Source organism: Fictibacillus sp. S7 (assembly GCF_004127935.1).
In the GTDB taxonomy this organism is placed as follows: Bacteria; Bacillota; Bacilli; order Bacillales; family Fictibacillaceae; genus Fictibacillus_C; species Fictibacillus_C enclensis.
This window is the reverse complement of sequence record NZ_QJKL01000001.1, coordinates 3,153,530-3,170,788: the sequence shown is the minus strand read 5'-3', so window position 1 is coordinate 3,170,788 and position 17,259 is coordinate 3,153,530. Positions and strand designations below refer to the sequence as shown.

The 17,259-nt window shown below is 45.6% G+C and carries 15 protein-coding genes; 2 read left to right on the top strand and 13 right to left on the bottom strand.

Features of this window, described 5'->3' with window-relative positions; translation table 11 throughout:
* The first annotated feature begins 86 nt into the window (after positions 1–86).
* Positions 87–1,118: an SDR family oxidoreductase gene (locus tag DMO16_RS16500; protein WP_129478664.1), complete on the top strand. Its 1,032-nt coding sequence runs from the start codon at positions 87–89 to the stop codon at positions 1,116–1,118.
* 51 nt (positions 1,119–1,169) lie between these two features.
* Here DMO16_RS16500 and DMO16_RS16495 read toward each other — a convergent pair whose 3' ends face one another.
* From DMO16_RS16495 to DMO16_RS16475, 5 genes are all read right to left on the bottom strand, one after another.
* Positions 1,170–3,266: an Ig-like domain-containing protein gene (locus DMO16_RS16495; protein WP_129478662.1), complete on the bottom strand. Its 2,097-nt coding sequence runs from the start codon at positions 3,264–3,266 to the stop codon at positions 1,170–1,172.
* 207 nt (positions 3,267–3,473) lie between these two features.
* The gene (locus tag DMO16_RS16490; RefSeq protein WP_129478660.1) at positions 3,474–4,544 is read right to left on the bottom strand and encodes a sensor histidine kinase; all 1,071 of its coding nucleotides are present in this window, start codon (positions 4,542–4,544) and stop codon (positions 3,474–3,476) included.
* On the bottom strand, positions 4,541–5,221 hold the full coding sequence (locus DMO16_RS16485) for a response regulator transcription factor (protein WP_129478658.1): 681 nt from the start codon (positions 5,219–5,221) through the stop codon (positions 4,541–4,543). Before DMO16_RS16485 ends, DMO16_RS16490 begins: the two co-directional genes overlap by 4 nt.
* A gap of 101 nt (positions 5,222–5,322) precedes the next feature.
* Positions 5,323–6,138, bottom strand: coding sequence for an ABC transporter permease (locus tag DMO16_RS16480; RefSeq protein WP_129478656.1), 816 nt, complete (start codon positions 6,136–6,138; stop codon positions 5,323–5,325).
* Positions 6,135–7,115, bottom strand: coding sequence for an ATP-binding cassette domain-containing protein (locus DMO16_RS16475; protein WP_129480411.1), 981 nt, complete (start codon positions 7,113–7,115; stop codon positions 6,135–6,137). The genes DMO16_RS16480 and DMO16_RS16475 overlap by 4 nt, the downstream gene beginning before the upstream one ends.
* Positions 7,116–7,372: 257 nt before the next feature.
* Between DMO16_RS16475 and DMO16_RS16470 the strand changes: the two genes are divergently transcribed.
* Positions 7,373–9,301 carry a DUF2075 domain-containing protein gene (locus DMO16_RS16470; RefSeq protein WP_129478654.1) on the top strand — a complete coding sequence of 643 codons (1,929 nt, stop codon included), beginning with the start codon at positions 7,373–7,375 and terminating at the stop codon, positions 9,299–9,301.
* Positions 9,302–9,420: 119 nt separating this feature from the next.
* On the opposite strand, the gene rlmH is transcribed toward DMO16_RS16470, so the two are convergent.
* The 8 genes from rlmH to yycF form a co-directional block, all read right to left on the bottom strand.
* Positions 9,421–9,900, bottom strand: a complete 480-nt coding sequence (gene rlmH / locus DMO16_RS16465) for a 23S rRNA (pseudouridine(1915)-N(3))-methyltransferase RlmH (protein ID WP_061973160.1) — start codon at positions 9,898–9,900, stop codon at positions 9,421–9,423.
* An 81-nt stretch (positions 9,901–9,981) separates the two neighbouring features.
* Positions 9,982–10,146 (bottom strand): CxxH/CxxC protein, encoded by a 165-nt coding sequence (locus tag DMO16_RS16460; RefSeq protein WP_425590040.1) that lies wholly within the window; start codon positions 10,144–10,146, stop codon positions 9,982–9,984.
* 113 nt (positions 10,147–10,259) lie between these two features.
* Positions 10,260–11,471: a S1C family serine protease gene (locus tag DMO16_RS16455; protein ID WP_061973158.1), complete on the bottom strand. Its 1,212-nt coding sequence runs from the start codon at positions 11,469–11,471 to the stop codon at positions 10,260–10,262.
* A 161-nt stretch (positions 11,472–11,632) separates the two neighbouring features.
* The gene (locus DMO16_RS16450; protein ID WP_129478650.1) at positions 11,633–12,430 is read right to left on the bottom strand and encodes an MBL fold metallo-hydrolase; all 798 of its coding nucleotides are present in this window, start codon (positions 12,428–12,430) and stop codon (positions 11,633–11,635) included.
* A 15-nt stretch (positions 12,431–12,445) separates the two neighbouring features.
* A complete protein-coding gene (locus DMO16_RS16445; protein ID WP_061973153.1) occupies positions 12,446–13,246 on the bottom strand; it encodes a two-component system regulatory protein YycI in 801 nt (266 codons plus the stop codon).
* Complete coding sequence (locus DMO16_RS16440; RefSeq protein WP_061973151.1) at positions 13,246–14,634, bottom strand: YycH family regulatory protein; 1,389 nt, start codon at positions 14,632–14,634, stop codon at positions 13,246–13,248. Before DMO16_RS16440 ends, DMO16_RS16445 begins: the two co-directional genes overlap by 1 nt.
* Before the next feature lie 3 nt (positions 14,635–14,637).
* Complete coding sequence (gene walK / locus DMO16_RS16435) at positions 14,638–16,485, bottom strand: cell wall metabolism sensor histidine kinase WalK (protein WP_061973148.1); 1,848 nt, start codon at positions 16,483–16,485, stop codon at positions 14,638–14,640.
* 4 nt (positions 16,486–16,489) lie between these two features.
* A complete protein-coding gene (gene yycF, locus DMO16_RS16430) occupies positions 16,490–17,194 on the bottom strand; it encodes a response regulator YycF (protein ID WP_129478648.1) in 705 nt (234 codons plus the stop codon).
* Between the last annotated feature and the right edge of the window lie 65 nt (positions 17,195–17,259).

The window sequence follows — 17,259 nt, the reverse complement described above, 5'->3', positions numbered from 1 at the left end:
TTTTATGGAATACAAGCTTTCATGATTGGTACCATAGCCCACCGGGTAGAGGATAAGGTGTCTACTTTTAATGAGGAGGGAACATGATGGCAATTTCGTTAAAGAAACTGAAGCATCAGGTTGTGGTCATAACCGGAGCATCCAGCGGCATCGGGCTGGCGACGGCAAGAATGGCAGCCTCAAAAGGAGCAAAGGTGGTGCTGGCAGCCCGGAATGAAGCGGCTCTTCAGCAGCTGGCAGAGGAACTGAGAAGCAAAGGCTGTCCCGCTGCCTATGTGGTAGCAGATGTGAGCAAGGAGGAGGATGTACGCAAAATCTCCGACACGGCAATGAGTGAATTTGGCCGGTTCGATACATGGATCAACAATGCAGGGGTATCGATTTTCGGCAAAGCGATGGACGTCACCACCGAAGATATGAAGCGGATGTTTGAAACGAATTTCTGGGGCGTGGTGTACGGATCAAGAATGGCGGTAAAGCACTTTACCGAAAGAGGCGTTCCCGGAGCGTTGATCAACGTGGGAAGCCTGTTCGGCGACCGCGGGAACGTCGTTCAGTCCACCTATTCCGCGTCAAAATTTGCGCTGCATGGCTGGACCGAGAACCTGCGCATGGAACTGGAAAAAGATAAGGCACCCGTCTCGGTGACCTTAATCCATCCCGGCAGGATCGATACGCCGTACAATGAGCATGCCATGAGCTACCTGGACAAGCAGCCAGCCCATATCGGCATGATGTACGCACCTGAAGCGGTAGCGGATGCCATTCTGTATGCGGCATCCCACCCGACGAGGGACATGTTTGTCGGATCACAGGCGAAGCTAAATGCGATATTGGGAAGACTCGCTCCCCGCATGATGGACAAATGGATGGAGGCGACCATGTTCCGCACACTGCACGACAACGGGCCGTCCAACACGCGCGAAGAAAGCGGACTGTATCATCCCGGTTACGGCATGCACGAACGGGGCACCAATACCGGCTGGGTGCGCAACCGAAGCTGGTACGTCAAAGCCTCCAAGCACCCGGTGCTGTCGGCCATGGCATTGACTGGCCTCGGAATGTATGCCTGGAATATGTCAAAGAATCATAAAAAAGAGCAAGTGCCTTATTCTTAAAAGAAATAGAAAAGGAGACCGAATACAGTGTTCGGTCTCCTTTTTTAAATTCTATTTCTTTGAAAAGTTCACCTTTTCCAACCCTGCAATGCTGATTTCATCTCCGGATTTAAGTGTTGCTGTTACACTGGTTACTCCACCATCTTTAGTTGAATTGGCCAGTAATTCATTTACAATGGCATAATCTTTTCTAAATAAAAAGAAGTTGCCAAATTCATCTGGTGTAGTGAATTTGTAGCGTCCTGGAGCAATGTCCTTGCCCACAATCCAATAGCCTGAAGTAAAGCTTTTCACCTTCGTATGAGAAACTTGCGTAAACTGAACACTATCCAAGCCGTCTATTTCTATTTTATCTCCAGATTTAATATCGGTGGTAACCACTGTCACTCCGAAATCCTCGTCTGGACTGGATAGTATTTCGTTAATGTAACGATTGCTGTCTTTTGTATCAATAAATAAATTTCCAAAGCCTGATTTTGTCGTAATTCTGTAACGTCCGGCCTTAATGTCCTTGCCTGCTTTCCATGTTCCAGCACTCAAGCTTTTGACATAAGGCACGGTAATGGTTGCTGTTGTTGTTTTTCCGTTGGTGGAGGAAGCCGTAATTTTAGCACTTCCTGCCCCTACTGCCGTAACTTTCCCTTTGCTGTCCACTTTTGCAACTTTGGAATTGGATGACTTCCACTTTAACGTTTTATTGGTCGTGTTGCCAGGGCTTACGGTTGCAGATAAGGTAATGGATTTACCCTTGTTCAGCGTGACTTTGCTTTTGTTCATCTTGACAGATTTCGCCAGAACCGGAGCATTCACAGTCACTTTAATATTAACTGACTTTGCGTCTTTCACACTTGCAGTGATGGTTGCACTGCCTTTTTTCTTACCGGTTATTTTACCCTTGCTGTCGACAGTCGCATATTTGGTGCTGGAAGATTTCCATGTTACTTTTTTATCGGTGCTGTCAGATGGAGAAACAGTTGCTGACAGCTGGGCGGTTTTCCCTGCCGTTACCGATAATTTGGTTTTATTGACTTTGACCGTCTTAGTGGAAACCGTTACCGTCACCTTTTTGGACAGCTTGGAATTATCTTTTGTTGTTGCTGTAATGGTAGCCGACCCATTGGCAATCCCTTTAATGTTTCCTTTCGTATCCACGGTTGCCACTTTTGTATTGGAGCTTTTCCAGAGCACTGTTTTATCAGTCGTATTGGTTGGAGTGACAGTTGCGGTTACTTTTACTGTTTGTTTTTTCGTGATGTTAAATGTCGCTTTGTTTATTGTTAAACTCGAAGGAATAATATTTTTAACCGTTACCGTGATACTTTTTTTAACGGCTGAATTGCCTTTAGCTGTTGCTGTTATAGTGGCAGTTCCCGCTTTGTTTCCTTTTACATTTCCATTCGCATCCACTGCCGCCACTTTTGTATTGCTGCTCGTCCAGCTGACTTCTTTATTGGTTGCTGTCGAAGGGGCGATTGTAGCCTTTAGAGAAGCCGTATTGTTCACTATAAGAGAGAGGCTTGGTTTACTTAAAATAATACTTTGCGGGATAAGAATGACCTGTTTAAAACTCATGGTTCCGTTCATTCCCGAAATGGAAACCTTGTCTCCATTTTCTAATTTCTGTTGAATGGGCTCATCCCAATCAGAAATACCATAGCTGTCTTTTTCGTTGTAGTCCGCTCCAAATATGGCCAAATCAGCAGAATCATAGTCATCATAAGGGGAGTCCAATTTTAAGCTGTATGTACCTGCCGGAATGTCGGTACCCACTTCATAATAACCAGACGATACCTTTTTCAAGTCCGGTTTAGCTGCGTCCTGGACTTCCACGTTGGATTCATCATTAACAACGTTGATCCACACCGTATCTCCGTCTTTTAAATTAGCTATAAAGCGACCGGAATAATCACTGTCCATGTTTTCGGACACAACATCTTTGTCTTCACCATTCACATTGCGGGTAACATAAATACCGGCTGTTCCTTGGTCAATGCGGAATGCTTTCAGTCCGGCAGAAAATTCCTTCCCAACCGTGTATGTCCCACTGCTTACTGACGTACCGCCTGCCGCTTGCGCTACATTGCCAAATGCAGCGGTAAATACCAGCGCCATCATTATGACTACCCTAACCCAAAACCCTTTTTTCATGGATTTCTTCTCTCCCTTATCATCTCAATATGTAACAGGCGTAAAGCCCCATTCACCAACTTTATCGCTACTTTTCTCCTATCTTACTTACTAATAATGTAATAGATTGGTACATTTAGTCAATTAAAATAAAAAGAGTAAAGCGCTTTTTCTGCTCTTTACTCTCTTGGGCCTTTAAAGCTATACGTGAAGTAATTAGGGTAAACTTTATTTCGCCGTTAATTTAACAGTGATGGAAGTACCTCTTCCAAGCTCACTTTCAACGTGGATACTTCCTTTGTGCAAATCGATGATTTTTTTTACGATGGGAAGTCCAAGACCGCTGCCCCCATATTTTCGGTTGCGGGACTGATCCGCTTTATAAAATCGTTCAAAAATATGAAGGAGGGCCTCCTGGTTCATGCCGATTCCAGTATCTTTTATGTTAACGATCAGCGAATCGTCTTCTTTTTTGAATGCCTCAACTGAAATGGTCCCTTTTTCCGGTGTAAACTTGATGCTGTTATGAAGCAGGTTAATCCATACTTGATCCATTAAATCCTGATCTGCTGCGATCGATAGATTTTCAAGGTCAATCTCCATGTTGATTTCTTTCTCGGCCCATTGCGGTTCATTCGCCAAAATGATGCGGCGAATTTGGTGGTCCAGCCGGTACTCCGTTAACTCAAAGGGTGGATGTTCGGACTCCAATGAAGTCAGCTTTAAAAGATTATCACTTAATTTTGAAAGTCTTATACTCTCCTTTTCGATAATGTCCAAGTAGTGTTTGCGTTCGTCATGGCTCAAATTCTCGTTCTTGAGCGCATGGGCAAACCCCATAATGGATGTAAGAGGAGACTGAATTTCATGGGAAACATTTGAGATGAACTCCTGCCGCATTTCTTCCATCTTACCCAGCTTTTCTGCCATATCGGTAATGCTTTCGACAATTCTGGAATAAGGGTGGTCGCTGCGGCCGCCCATTTGCTGCGTGTAAAAAGAAAGATCGATGTTAAAATGTCCTTCAGCCATCATTTTCATGGCGTTAATCAGGGGATGCAGAAATTTCTCCTGCCGCGCCCTGACCCAGGTAACTCTGGTAATCAAATAGACACCGCATCCAAATATAAAAAATCCCAGCAAGGAATTAGTGATCTGTCTTATAAATTCATGAGGGACAACGTCGATGCGATCGTAAACATAACCAGTCAGCCAATAGGCACAGGACCAGCTTATGAATAATGCCATAATAACAGCCGGAAAACCAAGGATTCGTTTCAACCATTCTGGAAGGTTCATGAGCGAACCTCCAGCCGGTAGCCCAGCCCGCGGACAGTGGAGATTTTAAACGGACAATCGTCATCAGAAAACCGCTGCCGCAATCGCTTAATATGGACATCGACCGTGCGTTCATCACCCGTATAGTCAAAGCCCCAAATGTCCTCAATTAATTGTTCTCTGGAAAAAATCTTCTGCGGATGGGAGGCGATGATAAATAAAAGCTCAAATTCTTTTAACGGCAAGTCAATGGTCTCTTTGCCCAGTAGGACTTTATTGGTGTCGCGATCGATAACGGCATCGCCGATTTCAATCCGATTGGAAAGATTAATCTGATACCGTTTCAGCAAAACTCTCACCCGTGCCGCCAGCTCCGCTCCGGCAAAAGGCTTCACCAGGTAATCATCTGCACCAAGGTCAAATCCTTTTACTTTTTGAGCGGTTTCCCCTTTGGCGGTGACCATTAAAATTGGGATCTTATCTGAATAATAGGTGCGTACTTCCTGACAAAATACATACCCATCCATATTCGGCATCATGATATCAAGAATGATGAGATCAATTTTATGTTTCTCAAGCAAGGAAAGAGCGGCTTCCCCATCTGCTGCCTCTACCGTGGATAAGCCTTCTTTCGCCAGAATGACATGTATTAATTCCCGGATATGCGGGTCATCATCAACAATTAATATTTTTGCCATGATATTCATTCCTTTTATAACAAAATAGTGAGAACCGCCATTTCAAAGGGTAGTTCTCACAAGCTCAATAATCTTTATTTTAGCATTTCCTTCGTTGTTCACTAGGCACGCCGCATATAAGCGCGTACCGTGATTGGCGCAAAAATCGCCACGATCACTGTTGCTCCAATCAGGGAGATCGTGAAGTCCCAGCCCACTGTGCCGGAGTTGGTTAACTCTCGTACAGCTGTCACCAGATGGGAGATGGGATTAATTTTTACAAACCATTGAAGCAGCTTAGGCATGGTTTCGGCCGGCACAAAGGCGTTCGAGAGAAACGTGAGCGGAAACAGAACAAGCATCGAAATTCCTTGTACGCTTGAAGCGGTACGCGAAATGACTCCAAAGAAAGCAAAGATCCAGCTGATGGCCCAAGAACAGACGATGACGAGAAGCCCGGCAACAACGACTGCGCCTAATCCACCTTCTGGACGGAGTCCCATCACATACCCCATAGAAAACGTGAGTACAGTCGCTATCGTGTAGCGAATGGTATCCGCCAGCAACGCTCCCGCTAACGGGGCAATACGGGCGATTGGCAGCGACTTAAACCGGTCGAATACGCCTTTATCCATGTCCTCCCGCAGCTGTACGCCTGTCACGATAGAGGTTGTAATCACCGTTTGGACGAGGATCCCCGGTATAATAACAGGTAAATAGTTTTGTACATTCCCCGAAATCGCTCCGCCAAAAATATACGTAAACATGAGCGTAAAAATAATCGGCTGCAGCGTGACATCAAATAATTGCTCAGGTGTGCGCTTGATCTTAAGCAGTCCTCTGTAAGCCATGGTTAATGAATTTTTTACAGATTCCCGAAAGCTGGTTTTCCTGCGAAGTTTCCGTTCATGAGGTGCTTTTATCGTTGTGCTGCTCATGCCAACTCCTCCTTTTTCACCTGTGTATTGGATGCCGTATTTTGACCAGTGATCGACAGGAATACTTCATCGAGCGTTGGTTTCTGCACACTTAATTCTTCCAGTTGAATACCGGCCTCTCTCAATGTAATCAGCAAATCCGTCACCCGGTCGGCATCAGCCATCGGTGCGGTGATTTTTCCGCCTTCCGCCGTTACCGCAGACTGGACGTTAAGCACGCGCTCCACAATCAAGCGGGCCTTTGACAACGATTGTTCGTTTTGAATGCTTAAATGCAGGGAGGAGGTACCGACCGATTCTTTCAGGTCATTCACTGTACCTTCTGCCACAACCCGGCCGTGATCAATCACTGCGATTCGGTCAGCCAGTTCATCCGCTTCCTGAAGATACTGCGTCGTTAAAAGGACCGTTGAACCTTCCTTTACTAACCGGCGGATCGTATCCCACATCTGGTTACGCGTCCGCGGATCAAGTCCTGTCGTTGGTTCATCCAAGAAAATGAGTGGCGGCTGGGCAATAAGACTTGCGGCCAAATCCAGTCTGCGTCGCATACCACCGGAAAAATGTTTAAGCGGACGTTTTGCCGCTTCCGTTAAACCAAACTCCTCCAATAATTCCATTGCTTTGCGCTTGGATTCTGCCCGGCTCAGACCCAACAAACGGGAAAAAATGACCAGGTTCTCCGTCGCGCTGAGCGACTCATCAACGGACGCATACTGACCGGTCACGCCAATCAACTGACGAACAATCTGTGCATCCTTCGCCACATCGTATCCAAAGATCTTAGCTGAACCTGCATCCGCCTTAAGCAGCGTGGCCAGCATTCGGATCGTCGTTGTTTTACCTGCACCATTGGGGCCAAGCACGCCATAGATGCTGCCCGCACGAACATTTAAATCCACGCCATCCACCGCGCGGTTATCACCAAACACCTTGACCAAACCACGCGCTTCCACAGCCAGGTCTTTATGATCCATACCCTTTCTTTTATCGGTAAATTGATTCAAAGTTAATCCTCCTTCTAACTCTTTAACTGATTATGAAGGTAATGATAAAGGATTAATGTGAACTGAATGTGAACTGTAAAAAAATAAAAAAAGTGAAGTTCAAAAATATATTTATTACTCAATAGATAAAGCCTATTAATTCACATGTTTTTGGCGTTATCTGCCAATACCTCATACAATAAGTGTTAAAATAAAGTCACTAAACTCTCCAAAGAGGTGACATCAACTTGATCATTTACGAAGCGACAAAAACGGAATTTATCTCTGATGTTACAAATGAACTTCTTGTAGAACGTCTTTATGACTCCTATCAAAATAAAATAGGCCGAACGAGTAAAAGTGAAATACAATCATGGGAGAATTCTCTCCAACGAATGTCAAATGTCATGCAGGATAAAGAGATCCCTGATGATTCTGCTGTAGCCATAGAATTTAAGATACCCAATACATCTAAACGGGTGGACTTCTTAGTAGCAGGTCACGATGGCTTACAAGATCATGTGGTAATCGTGGAATTGAAGCAATGGTCTGAGGTTGAGAAGGTAACTTCCAAAGATGCGCTTGTGTCTACCTATCTCGGGGGAGGGAAGCGAACAGTCACCCATCCTTCTTATCAAGCATGGTCATATGCTGCCTTAATTCATGACTTTAATCAAAATGTACAGGATCAGCATATTTTGTTGGATCCCTGTGCCTATCTACATAACTACCGGAAAACAGAAAATGACCCGTTAATGGATCCTCACTATGCAGATCATCTGGAGAAAGCACCGGTTTTTGCTAAAGGTGAAATACAAAAATTAAGGGACTTTATTAAGAAGTACGTTCGTTTCGGTGATCGTAACCAGTTAATTTATCAAATAGAACATGGTAAAATTCGCCCTTCAAAATCATTACAGGATTCTCTTGCAAGTATGTTGAAAGGGAACGATGAATTCGTGCTGATTGATGAGCAAAAAGTGTTTTATGAAGATGCTTTTCATTTAGCGTTGGAGAGCATCAAAACAAATAAAAAGAGAGTGATGGTGATTGAGGGTGGACCAGGAACAGGCAAATCAGTTATGGCTGTGAACCTTCTTGTAAATCTTATTAATCAGGAATTAACAGCATTATATGTATCAAAGAATTCAGCTCCGCGTAACGTTTATGCTTCTAAACTGAAAGGTACCATCAAGAAAACCCAGATTGATAACCTGTTTAAAGGATCTGGAAGCTTCACGGAATCTGATAAGGATGAATTTGACGTTCTCATTATTGATGAAGCACACCGTCTAAATGAAAAGTCCGGCCTCTACAGCAATATAGGAGAAAATCAGATAAAAGAGGTAATCCACTCATCTAAATTTACGATTTTCTTTATCGATGAAAACCAAAAAGTCACATTAAAAGATATTGGCAGCGTTGATCTCATTAATAAGTATGCAAAAGAGCTAAATGCTGAACTGATTCAGGGTAAACTTGTTTCCCAATTTCGCTGTGATGGGTCTGACGCCTATATTGCTTGGCTGGATGACGTCCTTCAAATCAGGGAAACAGCAAACGCAAATGATCGTGGCATAGATTATCACTTTAGAGTATGTGATGACCCTAATGCTATGCTGAGGGAAATTGAAGAACTCAATAATAAAAACAACAAGTCACGTATGCTTGCAGGATATTGTTGGGAATGGCCAACGAAAGGCAGGAAAAACACCTTACATAAAGACATTGAACTTCCGGAACACAACTTTGAAATCAGCTGGAATCTATCAGACAGCATCTGGGCAATTGAACAGGATTCCGTCTCTGAAGCCGGCTGCATCCATACGTCTCAAGGACTGGAGTTTGATTACGTCGGTGTCATTATAGGACCCGATATTTCTTATAAGGATGGACATGTGGTTACAGACTATACTAAGCGTGCTAAAACGGATCAGTCTCTAAGAGGTATTAAAAAACTGGCGAAAGAGGACCCGGAGAAAGCTCAAGAACTGGCAGACCAAATTATACGAAACACTTATCGAACAGTTATGACAAGAGGGATGAAAGGATGCTTTATCTTTTGTACCGATGCAGAGTTGAATCAGTATTTCAAAGAGCGCCTAAAAAAGTCTGTTCCTTATGAAGATTTGTCGCCTAAGATAGAGGTGGCAGCGGAGGATCGGGGAAAATATTAAATTTAAGTAGTATTAGTAAAGGAGAGTGCTTATATAAGCCCCTTCATTACTAAAAAAATTATTAATAGAACAGGCCATCCCTCAGAATGGGATGGCCTGTATTTGTATTACAAAATCAATTATTTATGATAAGGCTCCCCCCGATTAATCCGAAACGCCCGATAAATCTGCTCCACCAGCACCAGCTTCATCAGCTGATGAGGATAGGTAATCCTTCCAAACGAAATCTTCTCATTCGCCCGCTTCATGACTTCATCACTCAGTCCTAGGGATCCGCCGATCACAAAGGCCACTTTGCTTTTGCCGTAGGTGGCGAGCTGATCGAGATTTTTTGCCAAATCTTCTGAGGAAATCAGTTTGCCTTCAATCGCCATGGCAATGACGTGGGCGTCCTGGGGAATTTTGGCCAGGAGGCGGTCGCCTTCTGCTTTTTTGACGAGCTGCATTTCCTGGTCGCTCAGGTTTTCGGGTGCTTTTTCGTCCGCCACTTCGACAATGTCGATTTTTGCGTAGGGTCCGAGCCGCTTCACATATTCGTCAATTCCCATTTTTAAATACTTTTCTTTCAGTTTGCCAACCGTTACAACTAAGATATTCACAGGGGAAAACTCCTTTTATAAACAACTTATCCACAAAAGTTATCCACATATGCACAAAATCTATCCACATTTAGTATAGGATCACTCGTTCGATACTTTATATATGGCTGTTTTATCGCAATATGTACAGATTGTTGATAACTTTTCGTTTTCTGTTAATAACTCCAGGTTCGGATAAATTTCCAATTCATCGATCAATTCGTCGATTCCGATATCCACATGTTCATCACAGCAATATTTCTTCAAAATCATTCTCCTTATCCACAAGATACTCTCCTCGTATTTTAACACAAAGCGCACCTTCGCTATTCTCTTGTTTTATTCGACAAAAAAATCAGGAGAAGGCTCTCCTGATTTTCTTATGATGATTTTTGCATCGCCAGTTTCACAGTGACGTTTTTCTTTTTGCCTTTGCTATAGTAAGTGATATCGAGTTTGTCTCCGACCTTTTTCTTGTAGAGCGCTTTACGAAGCTCTAGCGGAGATCCGATTTTCTTGCCGTCAAATTCTGTGATCACATCCATCTCTTTAATGCCTGCGCGGTCAGCTGGTGACAATGGTTCCACATCCATGACCACGACTCCTGAGTTCACGCTGGATGGCAGCTTCAATGTGGTTTGACGGTGGTAGCTGCTGACCTGTGACAGCGGGATCGGTCCTACACCGAGGAACGGACGCTTCACTTCGCCATACTTCTCAAGGTCGCTAATGATCGGCTTTGCGGTATCGGCAGGGATCGCAAAACCGATTCCTTCTACTTCCTCCTGGGCGATCTTGCTGGAATTGATGCCGATGACCTGTCCTGCAACGTTGATGAGAGCGCCACCGCTGTTACCAGGGTTGATCGCTGCATCGGTCTGGATGACTTCCGCCTGCCAGTCCGGATTGCCGTCTTCATCAATATCGACCGGCATCGTGCGGTCGGCGCTGGAGACAACACCCTGTGTTACGGAGCCTGGGAACGTACCGAGCGGGTTACCGATCGCAATCGCCGGTTCACCCGGCTTCAATGAGCTTGAGGAACCGAATTGTGCGACATCCTTCACTTTGCTTCCGTCCACTTCCACCACCGCCAGGTCCATCAGCGGATCGGTTCCACGAAGTGTTCCTTTCAGCTTCGTTCCGTTGCTCAAGGTCACTTCGAGACGGGAGGCATCTTTAACCACGTGATTGTTCGTAACGATGTACGCTTTTCCGCCTTCTTTTTTATAAATAACGCCTGAGCCCGAACCGGCGGCCTGCTGCTTTCCGCCCTGGTTCCAGAATTGGCCCTGCTGGATGTTCAGGACCTCCACTACGGCATCTCTTGTTTTCGCGACGGCATCTGTCACATTATCGGTGACATTGACCTTCACGTTTTTCGTTATGCCGCTTTCTTCTACTCCTCCATTATTGTTGTTGGAACTGGAGTAATTCTCAGGCAGCAGCCCCATGCCACCGAGAGCTGGAACCGAAAATAAGATTAGCAGTCCGCCAAGGATGGCACCCACAAGGGCAGCCAGCAAAAAACCGCCGCGGTTTCCTTTTTGCCTTTTGGAACCGGATTCATGATCATCATCGTAATAGCCCATTTCCTGCTTCACCGTTCCTTTCACGAGTATAAAAAGTGCTGTAATGTATACTTAATTATAAAAAATTAGCACCACGGCTTAAAAATTATGGGTAATTTTTCACACTTTTCCACACTTATGTTATTGCCCTATATTCTTGTGCTTAAACAGAAAAAAACCGACTAAACCAATACAAGTTCAGTCGGCTCTGCGGCATCCGTATGATGAAGTTGAAGATCATCACCAATCACAAATCCCTTGCTTTCAAGCGTTTGCTTTACAGCCAGGTGGGCAATGTCCTTCATGTTGTTGTCTTTACTTAAGTGAGCCAGATAGATGCGCTTTGTCTGGTCGCCGATCAAATCGTTAAGCGCATAGCCGCAATCTTCATTGGAAATATGCCCGTGATCGCCCAAAATTCTTCGCTTAATGTTCCACGGGTAGCGGCCCATCATCAGCATGTTGATGTCATGGTTTGACTCCATGACAAAGGCGTCACTGTGCTTTGTGATACCCTTCATACGGTCGCTGACATAGCCGGTATCCGTCATCAGCGTCAGCTTCTTCCCCTCGTGATGGAACACGTAGAACATGGGCTCTGCTGCATCATGGGACACACCAAAGGATTCTACCTCCAAATCACCGAACGTCTTCACGCTTTCCATTTCAAACTCAAACTTTTGCTCCGAATCTACTTCACCGATCAATCCGTTCATCGCTTTCCACGTTTTGGCATTGGCATAGACCGGCAGTTTATACTTTCTTGCCAGCACGCCAAGCCCTTTAATGTGGTCGCTGTGCTCATGGGTGACGAGAATGCCGTCAAGCTGGTCCAGCTCACAGCAGCCCGCCTTTTCAAATAAGAGTTTCATCTGCTTTGCGCTCAAGCCGGCATCCACTAAGAGACGGGATTTCCCCGTTTCCACATAAATCGCATTTCCTGTACTGCCGCTTGCCAGCACGCTAAATTGCAAACTCATGAAGTATAGTCCTTTCTATTGTCCTTTGTCCACTTCCTGTACCGAGCTGTCTGTAGCATTGACGAAGTAATGGTCATTTTGGGTTTCAATGGACCAGGTCGGTGCATACACCTGCACATTTTCCACGTTTGCCAGACTATAGTAACCAAGGACAATTTTTTCAATTTTATCACCGATTGACAAATAGTTGTTTCGGTAGAGTTTCTCGATGGCCTTCATTGGCGGTATGATTTCCTGTTTTGTACCCTGCCGGTAGACCGAGATAAACGTTTGAGTGTACCGGGTCAGGTAGCCTTTGTCATTCCATTCGAACATCACCATCCCGCTCGGACGGCTCGAATCGTCTTCGGTATTAAAGAATATCGGTTTTCCCTGGTACACCTGAGTGAACCAGATTTTACGATTCTTTGTATCTTTCTTATAAAACTGGTATTCGTTGCCGCGGTACACGTTATCCTTCAAAAATCGGCTCACATCGCGGGTCAGGTCATCCTTATCCAGCTCCACCGGCTTCTTCAGGTCAAAAATAAGCGTGGTATCCGTGCTGTTCTTGTTCAGCTTGCTTGTCTTCGCCTTGATCTCGTTTTCCGAGAACGGTGCCCGCTGTCCGCTGATGAGCGTCTGCTTATCATCATAGCTATTTGGAAGACTGTCTTTGTATTTGATGTTGTTGTCTTCGAGCTGCTTTTCAAGCGTCGGATTAAAGATCGTATCCAGTTTGCTTTTCGCCAGTTTTTGTGACAATTGATAGCCGAGGAAGATGTTCAAAATCAAGAACGTTAAGATAAAAATGGTTTTTGTTTTTTTCCAATCCATCAGTTCTCTCCCCCAGGCTTACGACTGTCATGAAACAATGGCTGCCAGTCATGATTGGGGCCGTAGTTCACAAACCACGCAGGCTTGAGCATGTACACGTTGTCCTGACCCTTCTCATGGCTCATGTCATATCCCACGGCCAGTTTGTTGACAAGGGACATGTCATATTCCTTCAGTGCCGCTTTGATCTGTTCGGCCCCCTGCAGCCGGACCTCTTTCGGCTTAAATGAATTCTCATCGATCACAAGCTCGGCCATGGACCGCTGATAATCATTCAGTTCATTGTTTGTCCAGTCCAGCCGCATCTCCATATTGCCTCCAATGATCGGGATTCCCCTCACAAAAGGAAGAAAGGCTACAGACCCGCTCGAAGGGTCCAGGTTATAGAAGAAGTAAGGATTTCCCCAGCCCGCATGGTTGTTGATGAAGTCGACACTGTTAAACAGCGGGCTTCTCGTTTGCTGGGTAATGTCCTCATCCGGCTCCTGGGCGAAATTCGTATACTTGATGCGGTTGCTCGTGCGGTTAATTTCGAGCGCCGAGTTTTCATCCGTATAATAGTCGCCGGTATTTCCGCTTTTCACCGTACTTGGATCCGGAAACAGCGCATTTTTGTACCGGTCGATCGTATCTTCATTCACTGTGCGTGCCAAATAACTGTAGGAATTCAGCGTGAAACTGTGTTTAGGAAAATAGAAACGGCGGGCCACTTGTGCTCCTTCATTCGTTCCGCTTTCCACATTAAATGGTTCGTATTCCAATACACCTGTTTTCGCATCATTGATGATATTTTTCAGCGAATCAAACGGGAAGGTCGTGCTGGCCGTAATCATCTTTCTCTGAGAATAGGAGATGATATGGGCTTCCACCTCATTGGTATCTTTCTTGTAAAAGATCACCCGGTCCGCTGTAGGAATGGCGAATGAACCTCCCGATGAAGCCATGTTGAAAATCTGGCTGTAAAGATCCGACGTCATGTCTGTCGGATAAATCACTTCGATGTATTCCTTTTGCTTCAATTGATCATCCACCCCGTTAAACGGGCGGGTTTTTGTGTCAAAGAACTTCGTGTTATCAAGCATCTGGTTGATGCGCGAGATGAATTTGTCATTGGCCGGCATTCCCCGGTACGAATTTTTGTCGTAAAAAATGACCTGGCTCGGACGAATCACATCCGTCACTTTCTTCGTATCCGTCACCTCTGCTTTTTTCACCGTACGGGTGTCCTCAATTGCCGCATAGTTGGGCTTCAACGTCCAAAGGCTCCAGGTAAGAACAAGGCTCAGCGCGATCAGAAATACAAGCACGACCGACTTAATCACTTCAAAATTCTTGTAGACTGACTTTACGACAAATTTAATAGCGTTGTAGATTTTTCTCCACGTCATGTGTTACTCCCCCTTTACCTTTTTTAAAGGAAGGGTAAAATGGATCGTCGTTCCCTGGCCCCATTCACTCTCAGCCCAGATGTCCCCGCCGTGGGCGAGCACAATTTCCTTGGTAATCGCAAGGCCGAGGCCTGTACCCCCTAAGTCTCTGGATCGGGCGCGGTCCACACGGAAAAACCGGTCAAAGATCTTCGACACGTTGTTTTTCGGAATGCCGACCCCCTGGTCCGAAATGCTTACTTTTATTTTTCTGCCGTGAAGGGAGGCCGATACCGAAATCGTGCCTCCTTCAGGCGAGTATTTAATCGCATTCGAGATGACGTTATCAACCACTTGTGTCATCTTGTCGGTGTCGATCTGTACCATGATTTTACGCTCTGGCAGGTTCCTTATAAAGCTGAGGTGCTCGTGCTGCAGCATTTCAAACCGGTCGATGATGTCCTGCAAAAACTGGACAAGATCGGTTTGAACAAAATTAAACTTGTAATCTTTGCTGTCCATTTTGGAAAGCTGCAAAAGGTCGGTGACCAGGCGGATCATCCGCTCGGTTTCATTTTGCGTAACCTCCAAAAAGCGGGGAGCGATGTTCTCATCCTGCCATGCCCCTTCAGCCAGTGCTTCGAGGTAACTCCTCATGGTGGTCAATGGTGTACGCAGCTCATGGGATACGTTAAACACGAATTCTCTGCGCTCGTTTTCAATCTGCTCCTGCTCGGTAACATCATGCAGAACCGCGATCAGACCGTTAACCGGTCCGCCTTCCTTCTGGATCACGGAGAAATTCGCGCGCAGTACGTAATGAACCTTGTCTGTGCTGAAATCTAGCAGCATGCTCTCATATTCATTGTACAGCTCGTCCCACGTATACTGGTCGTTCAGCCGGAGCAGCTCCAGCAGGGAATTGCCAAGCGCATGCTGACGGGAGATGTTGAGCATCTCCTCGGCCCGGTCGTTCATGAGGATAATGCAGCCATCCCGGTCGGTGGCGATTACACCGTCGGTCATATACGTCAGGACCGAACGAAGCTTTCGCCTTTCGCTCTCGGTAATGGCGGTCGCTTCCTGCAGCTTTCGGGTCAGGTCATTGAACGTCATGGAAAGCTGACCGATCTCATCGTCGCCATAAACCTGCACCTTACGCGAAAAGTCACCCCGCGCCATCACCAGCGCCTGCTTTCGCATATCGGCCATCGGGCGTGTGATCGTCCGCGCAAGAAAAATACCGAGTATCGCGGTTATTACCAGGGCAATAACGGTACCGGTCGTCAAAATTTTATTAATGTCACTGATTTGCTTATACACGCTCTCGATCGATGATTTGACATAAATCGCGCCAAGAACCTGTTTGTTCTTGTCCACCTGCTGATCCTTGCCGACAATTATGGGCTTGGCCCAGACAATGACCCGCTGATTCGTTGCCTTGTCATACATCTCGGATTGATCCTGGGTCCCGTTTAATGCCAGCTTGATCTTACTGTTCGTGCTGACCTGGCCAATCAAATTTTTGCTGTCGCTGCCAATGACCACCCCGTCTTTGTTCAACACAAGAACGGACTTGATGTTCTCATCCTTGGTCTCATTGATCAGCTGGGCAATATCCGTTGTCAGCGTGTTGCTGTTGCCATCTTCTGTCGTTTCCTTCATCTGCTGGGCATCAAGAATCTTCTGCTCCGCATTGAACTCAAAGAAATCCAGATTGTTTTTTAACGCACTGATGTAGTTTTCCTTTAAGTTGTCTTCAAGATTGTTGATGAAGTATACGCTGATGACCTGCATCGCGATCAAAATGAGCAAAACATAGATCAATACAAACTTAACGTGTATTGATCTGAAAAAGCCTACCTTATCCATTTGTCTACTCCTGATCAGGATTTCGTAAGTAATAGCCCACGCCGCGTCTCGTTATAATCCAAAGGGGATGGCTTGGGTTGTCTTCCACTTTTTCACGGAGACGGCGGACGGTCACATCCACGGTCCGGACATCGCCAAAATAGTCGTACCCCCATACGGTTTGAAGCAAATGCTCCCGTGTCATGACTTGTCCAATGTGCTTGGCCAAATAATACAGAAGCTCAAACTCCCGGTGTGTCAGCTCAATGGATTCCCCGCGCTTGGTTACCAAATACGCATCCGGATGAATGGTGAGCGAGCCAATGATAATCTCATTGGTCTCATCCACTTCACGCTCTGTCTCCTGCTGATGGCGGCGCAGGTTCGCCTTTACACGGGCGATCAGCTCACGCGTGCTGAACGGCTTGGTCACATAATCATCGGCCCCAAGCTCAAGACCAAGAACCTTATCAATCTCCGAGTCTTTCGCCGTCAGCATGATAATCGGCGTATCGTACTTTTTCCGGACCTCACGGCAAACTTCCATTCCATCCTTCATCGGAAGCATGATATCCAGAAGAATCATGTCCGGCTTTTCACTCTCTATCTTTTCGATCGCCGATACACCATCATACGCACAGGTGACCTGGAAACCTTCTTTCTCCAGATTGAACTGCAGAATATCTGCAATCGGCCTCTCGTCATCTACTACAAGAATCTTTTTGTCCATCCGGTAGTCGCTCCTTTTTTGGAAACCGTTAATTTTTAGTATCTATATAGATCTATGGATTGGAT

Excerpts from the sequence above, each read along its gene's own strand:
- DMO16_RS16500 (WP_129478664.1), top strand. The coding sequence starts at position 87 with ATGGCAATTTCGTTAAAGAAACTGAAGCATCAGGTTGTGGTCATAACC.
- DMO16_RS16495 (WP_129478662.1), bottom strand. The coding sequence starts at position 3,266 with ATGAAAAAAGGGTTTTGGGTTAGGGTAGTCATAATGATGGCGCTGGTA.
- DMO16_RS16490 (WP_129478660.1), bottom strand. The coding sequence starts at position 4,544 with ATGAACCTTCCAGAATGGTTGAAACGAATCCTTGGTTTTCCGGCTGTT.
- DMO16_RS16485 (WP_129478658.1), bottom strand. The coding sequence starts at position 5,221 with ATGGCAAAAATATTAATTGTTGATGATGACCCGCATATCCGGGAATTA.
- DMO16_RS16480 (WP_129478656.1), bottom strand. The coding sequence starts at position 6,138 with ATGAGCAGCACAACGATAAAAGCACCTCATGAACGGAAACTTCGCAGG.
- DMO16_RS16475 (WP_129480411.1), bottom strand. The coding sequence starts at position 7,115 with ATGGATCATAAAGACCTGGCTGTGGAAGCGCGTGGTTTGGTCAAGGTG.
- DMO16_RS16455 (WP_061973158.1), bottom strand. The coding sequence starts at position 11,471 with ATGGGCTATTACGATGATGATCATGAATCCGGTTCCAAAAGGCAAAAA.
- DMO16_RS16450 (WP_129478650.1), bottom strand. The coding sequence starts at position 12,430 with ATGAGTTTGCAATTTAGCGTGCTGGCAAGCGGCAGTACAGGAAATGCG.
- DMO16_RS16445 (WP_061973153.1), bottom strand. The coding sequence starts at position 13,246 with ATGGATTGGAAAAAAACAAAAACCATTTTTATCTTAACGTTCTTGATT.
- DMO16_RS16440 (WP_061973151.1), bottom strand. The coding sequence starts at position 14,634 with ATGACGTGGAGAAAAATCTACAACGCTATTAAATTTGTCGTAAAGTCA.
- walK (WP_061973148.1), bottom strand. The coding sequence starts at position 16,485 with ATGGATAAGGTAGGCTTTTTCAGATCAATACACGTTAAGTTTGTATTG.
- yycF (WP_129478648.1), bottom strand. The coding sequence starts at position 17,194 with ATGGACAAAAAGATTCTTGTAGTAGATGACGAGAGGCCGATTGCAGAT.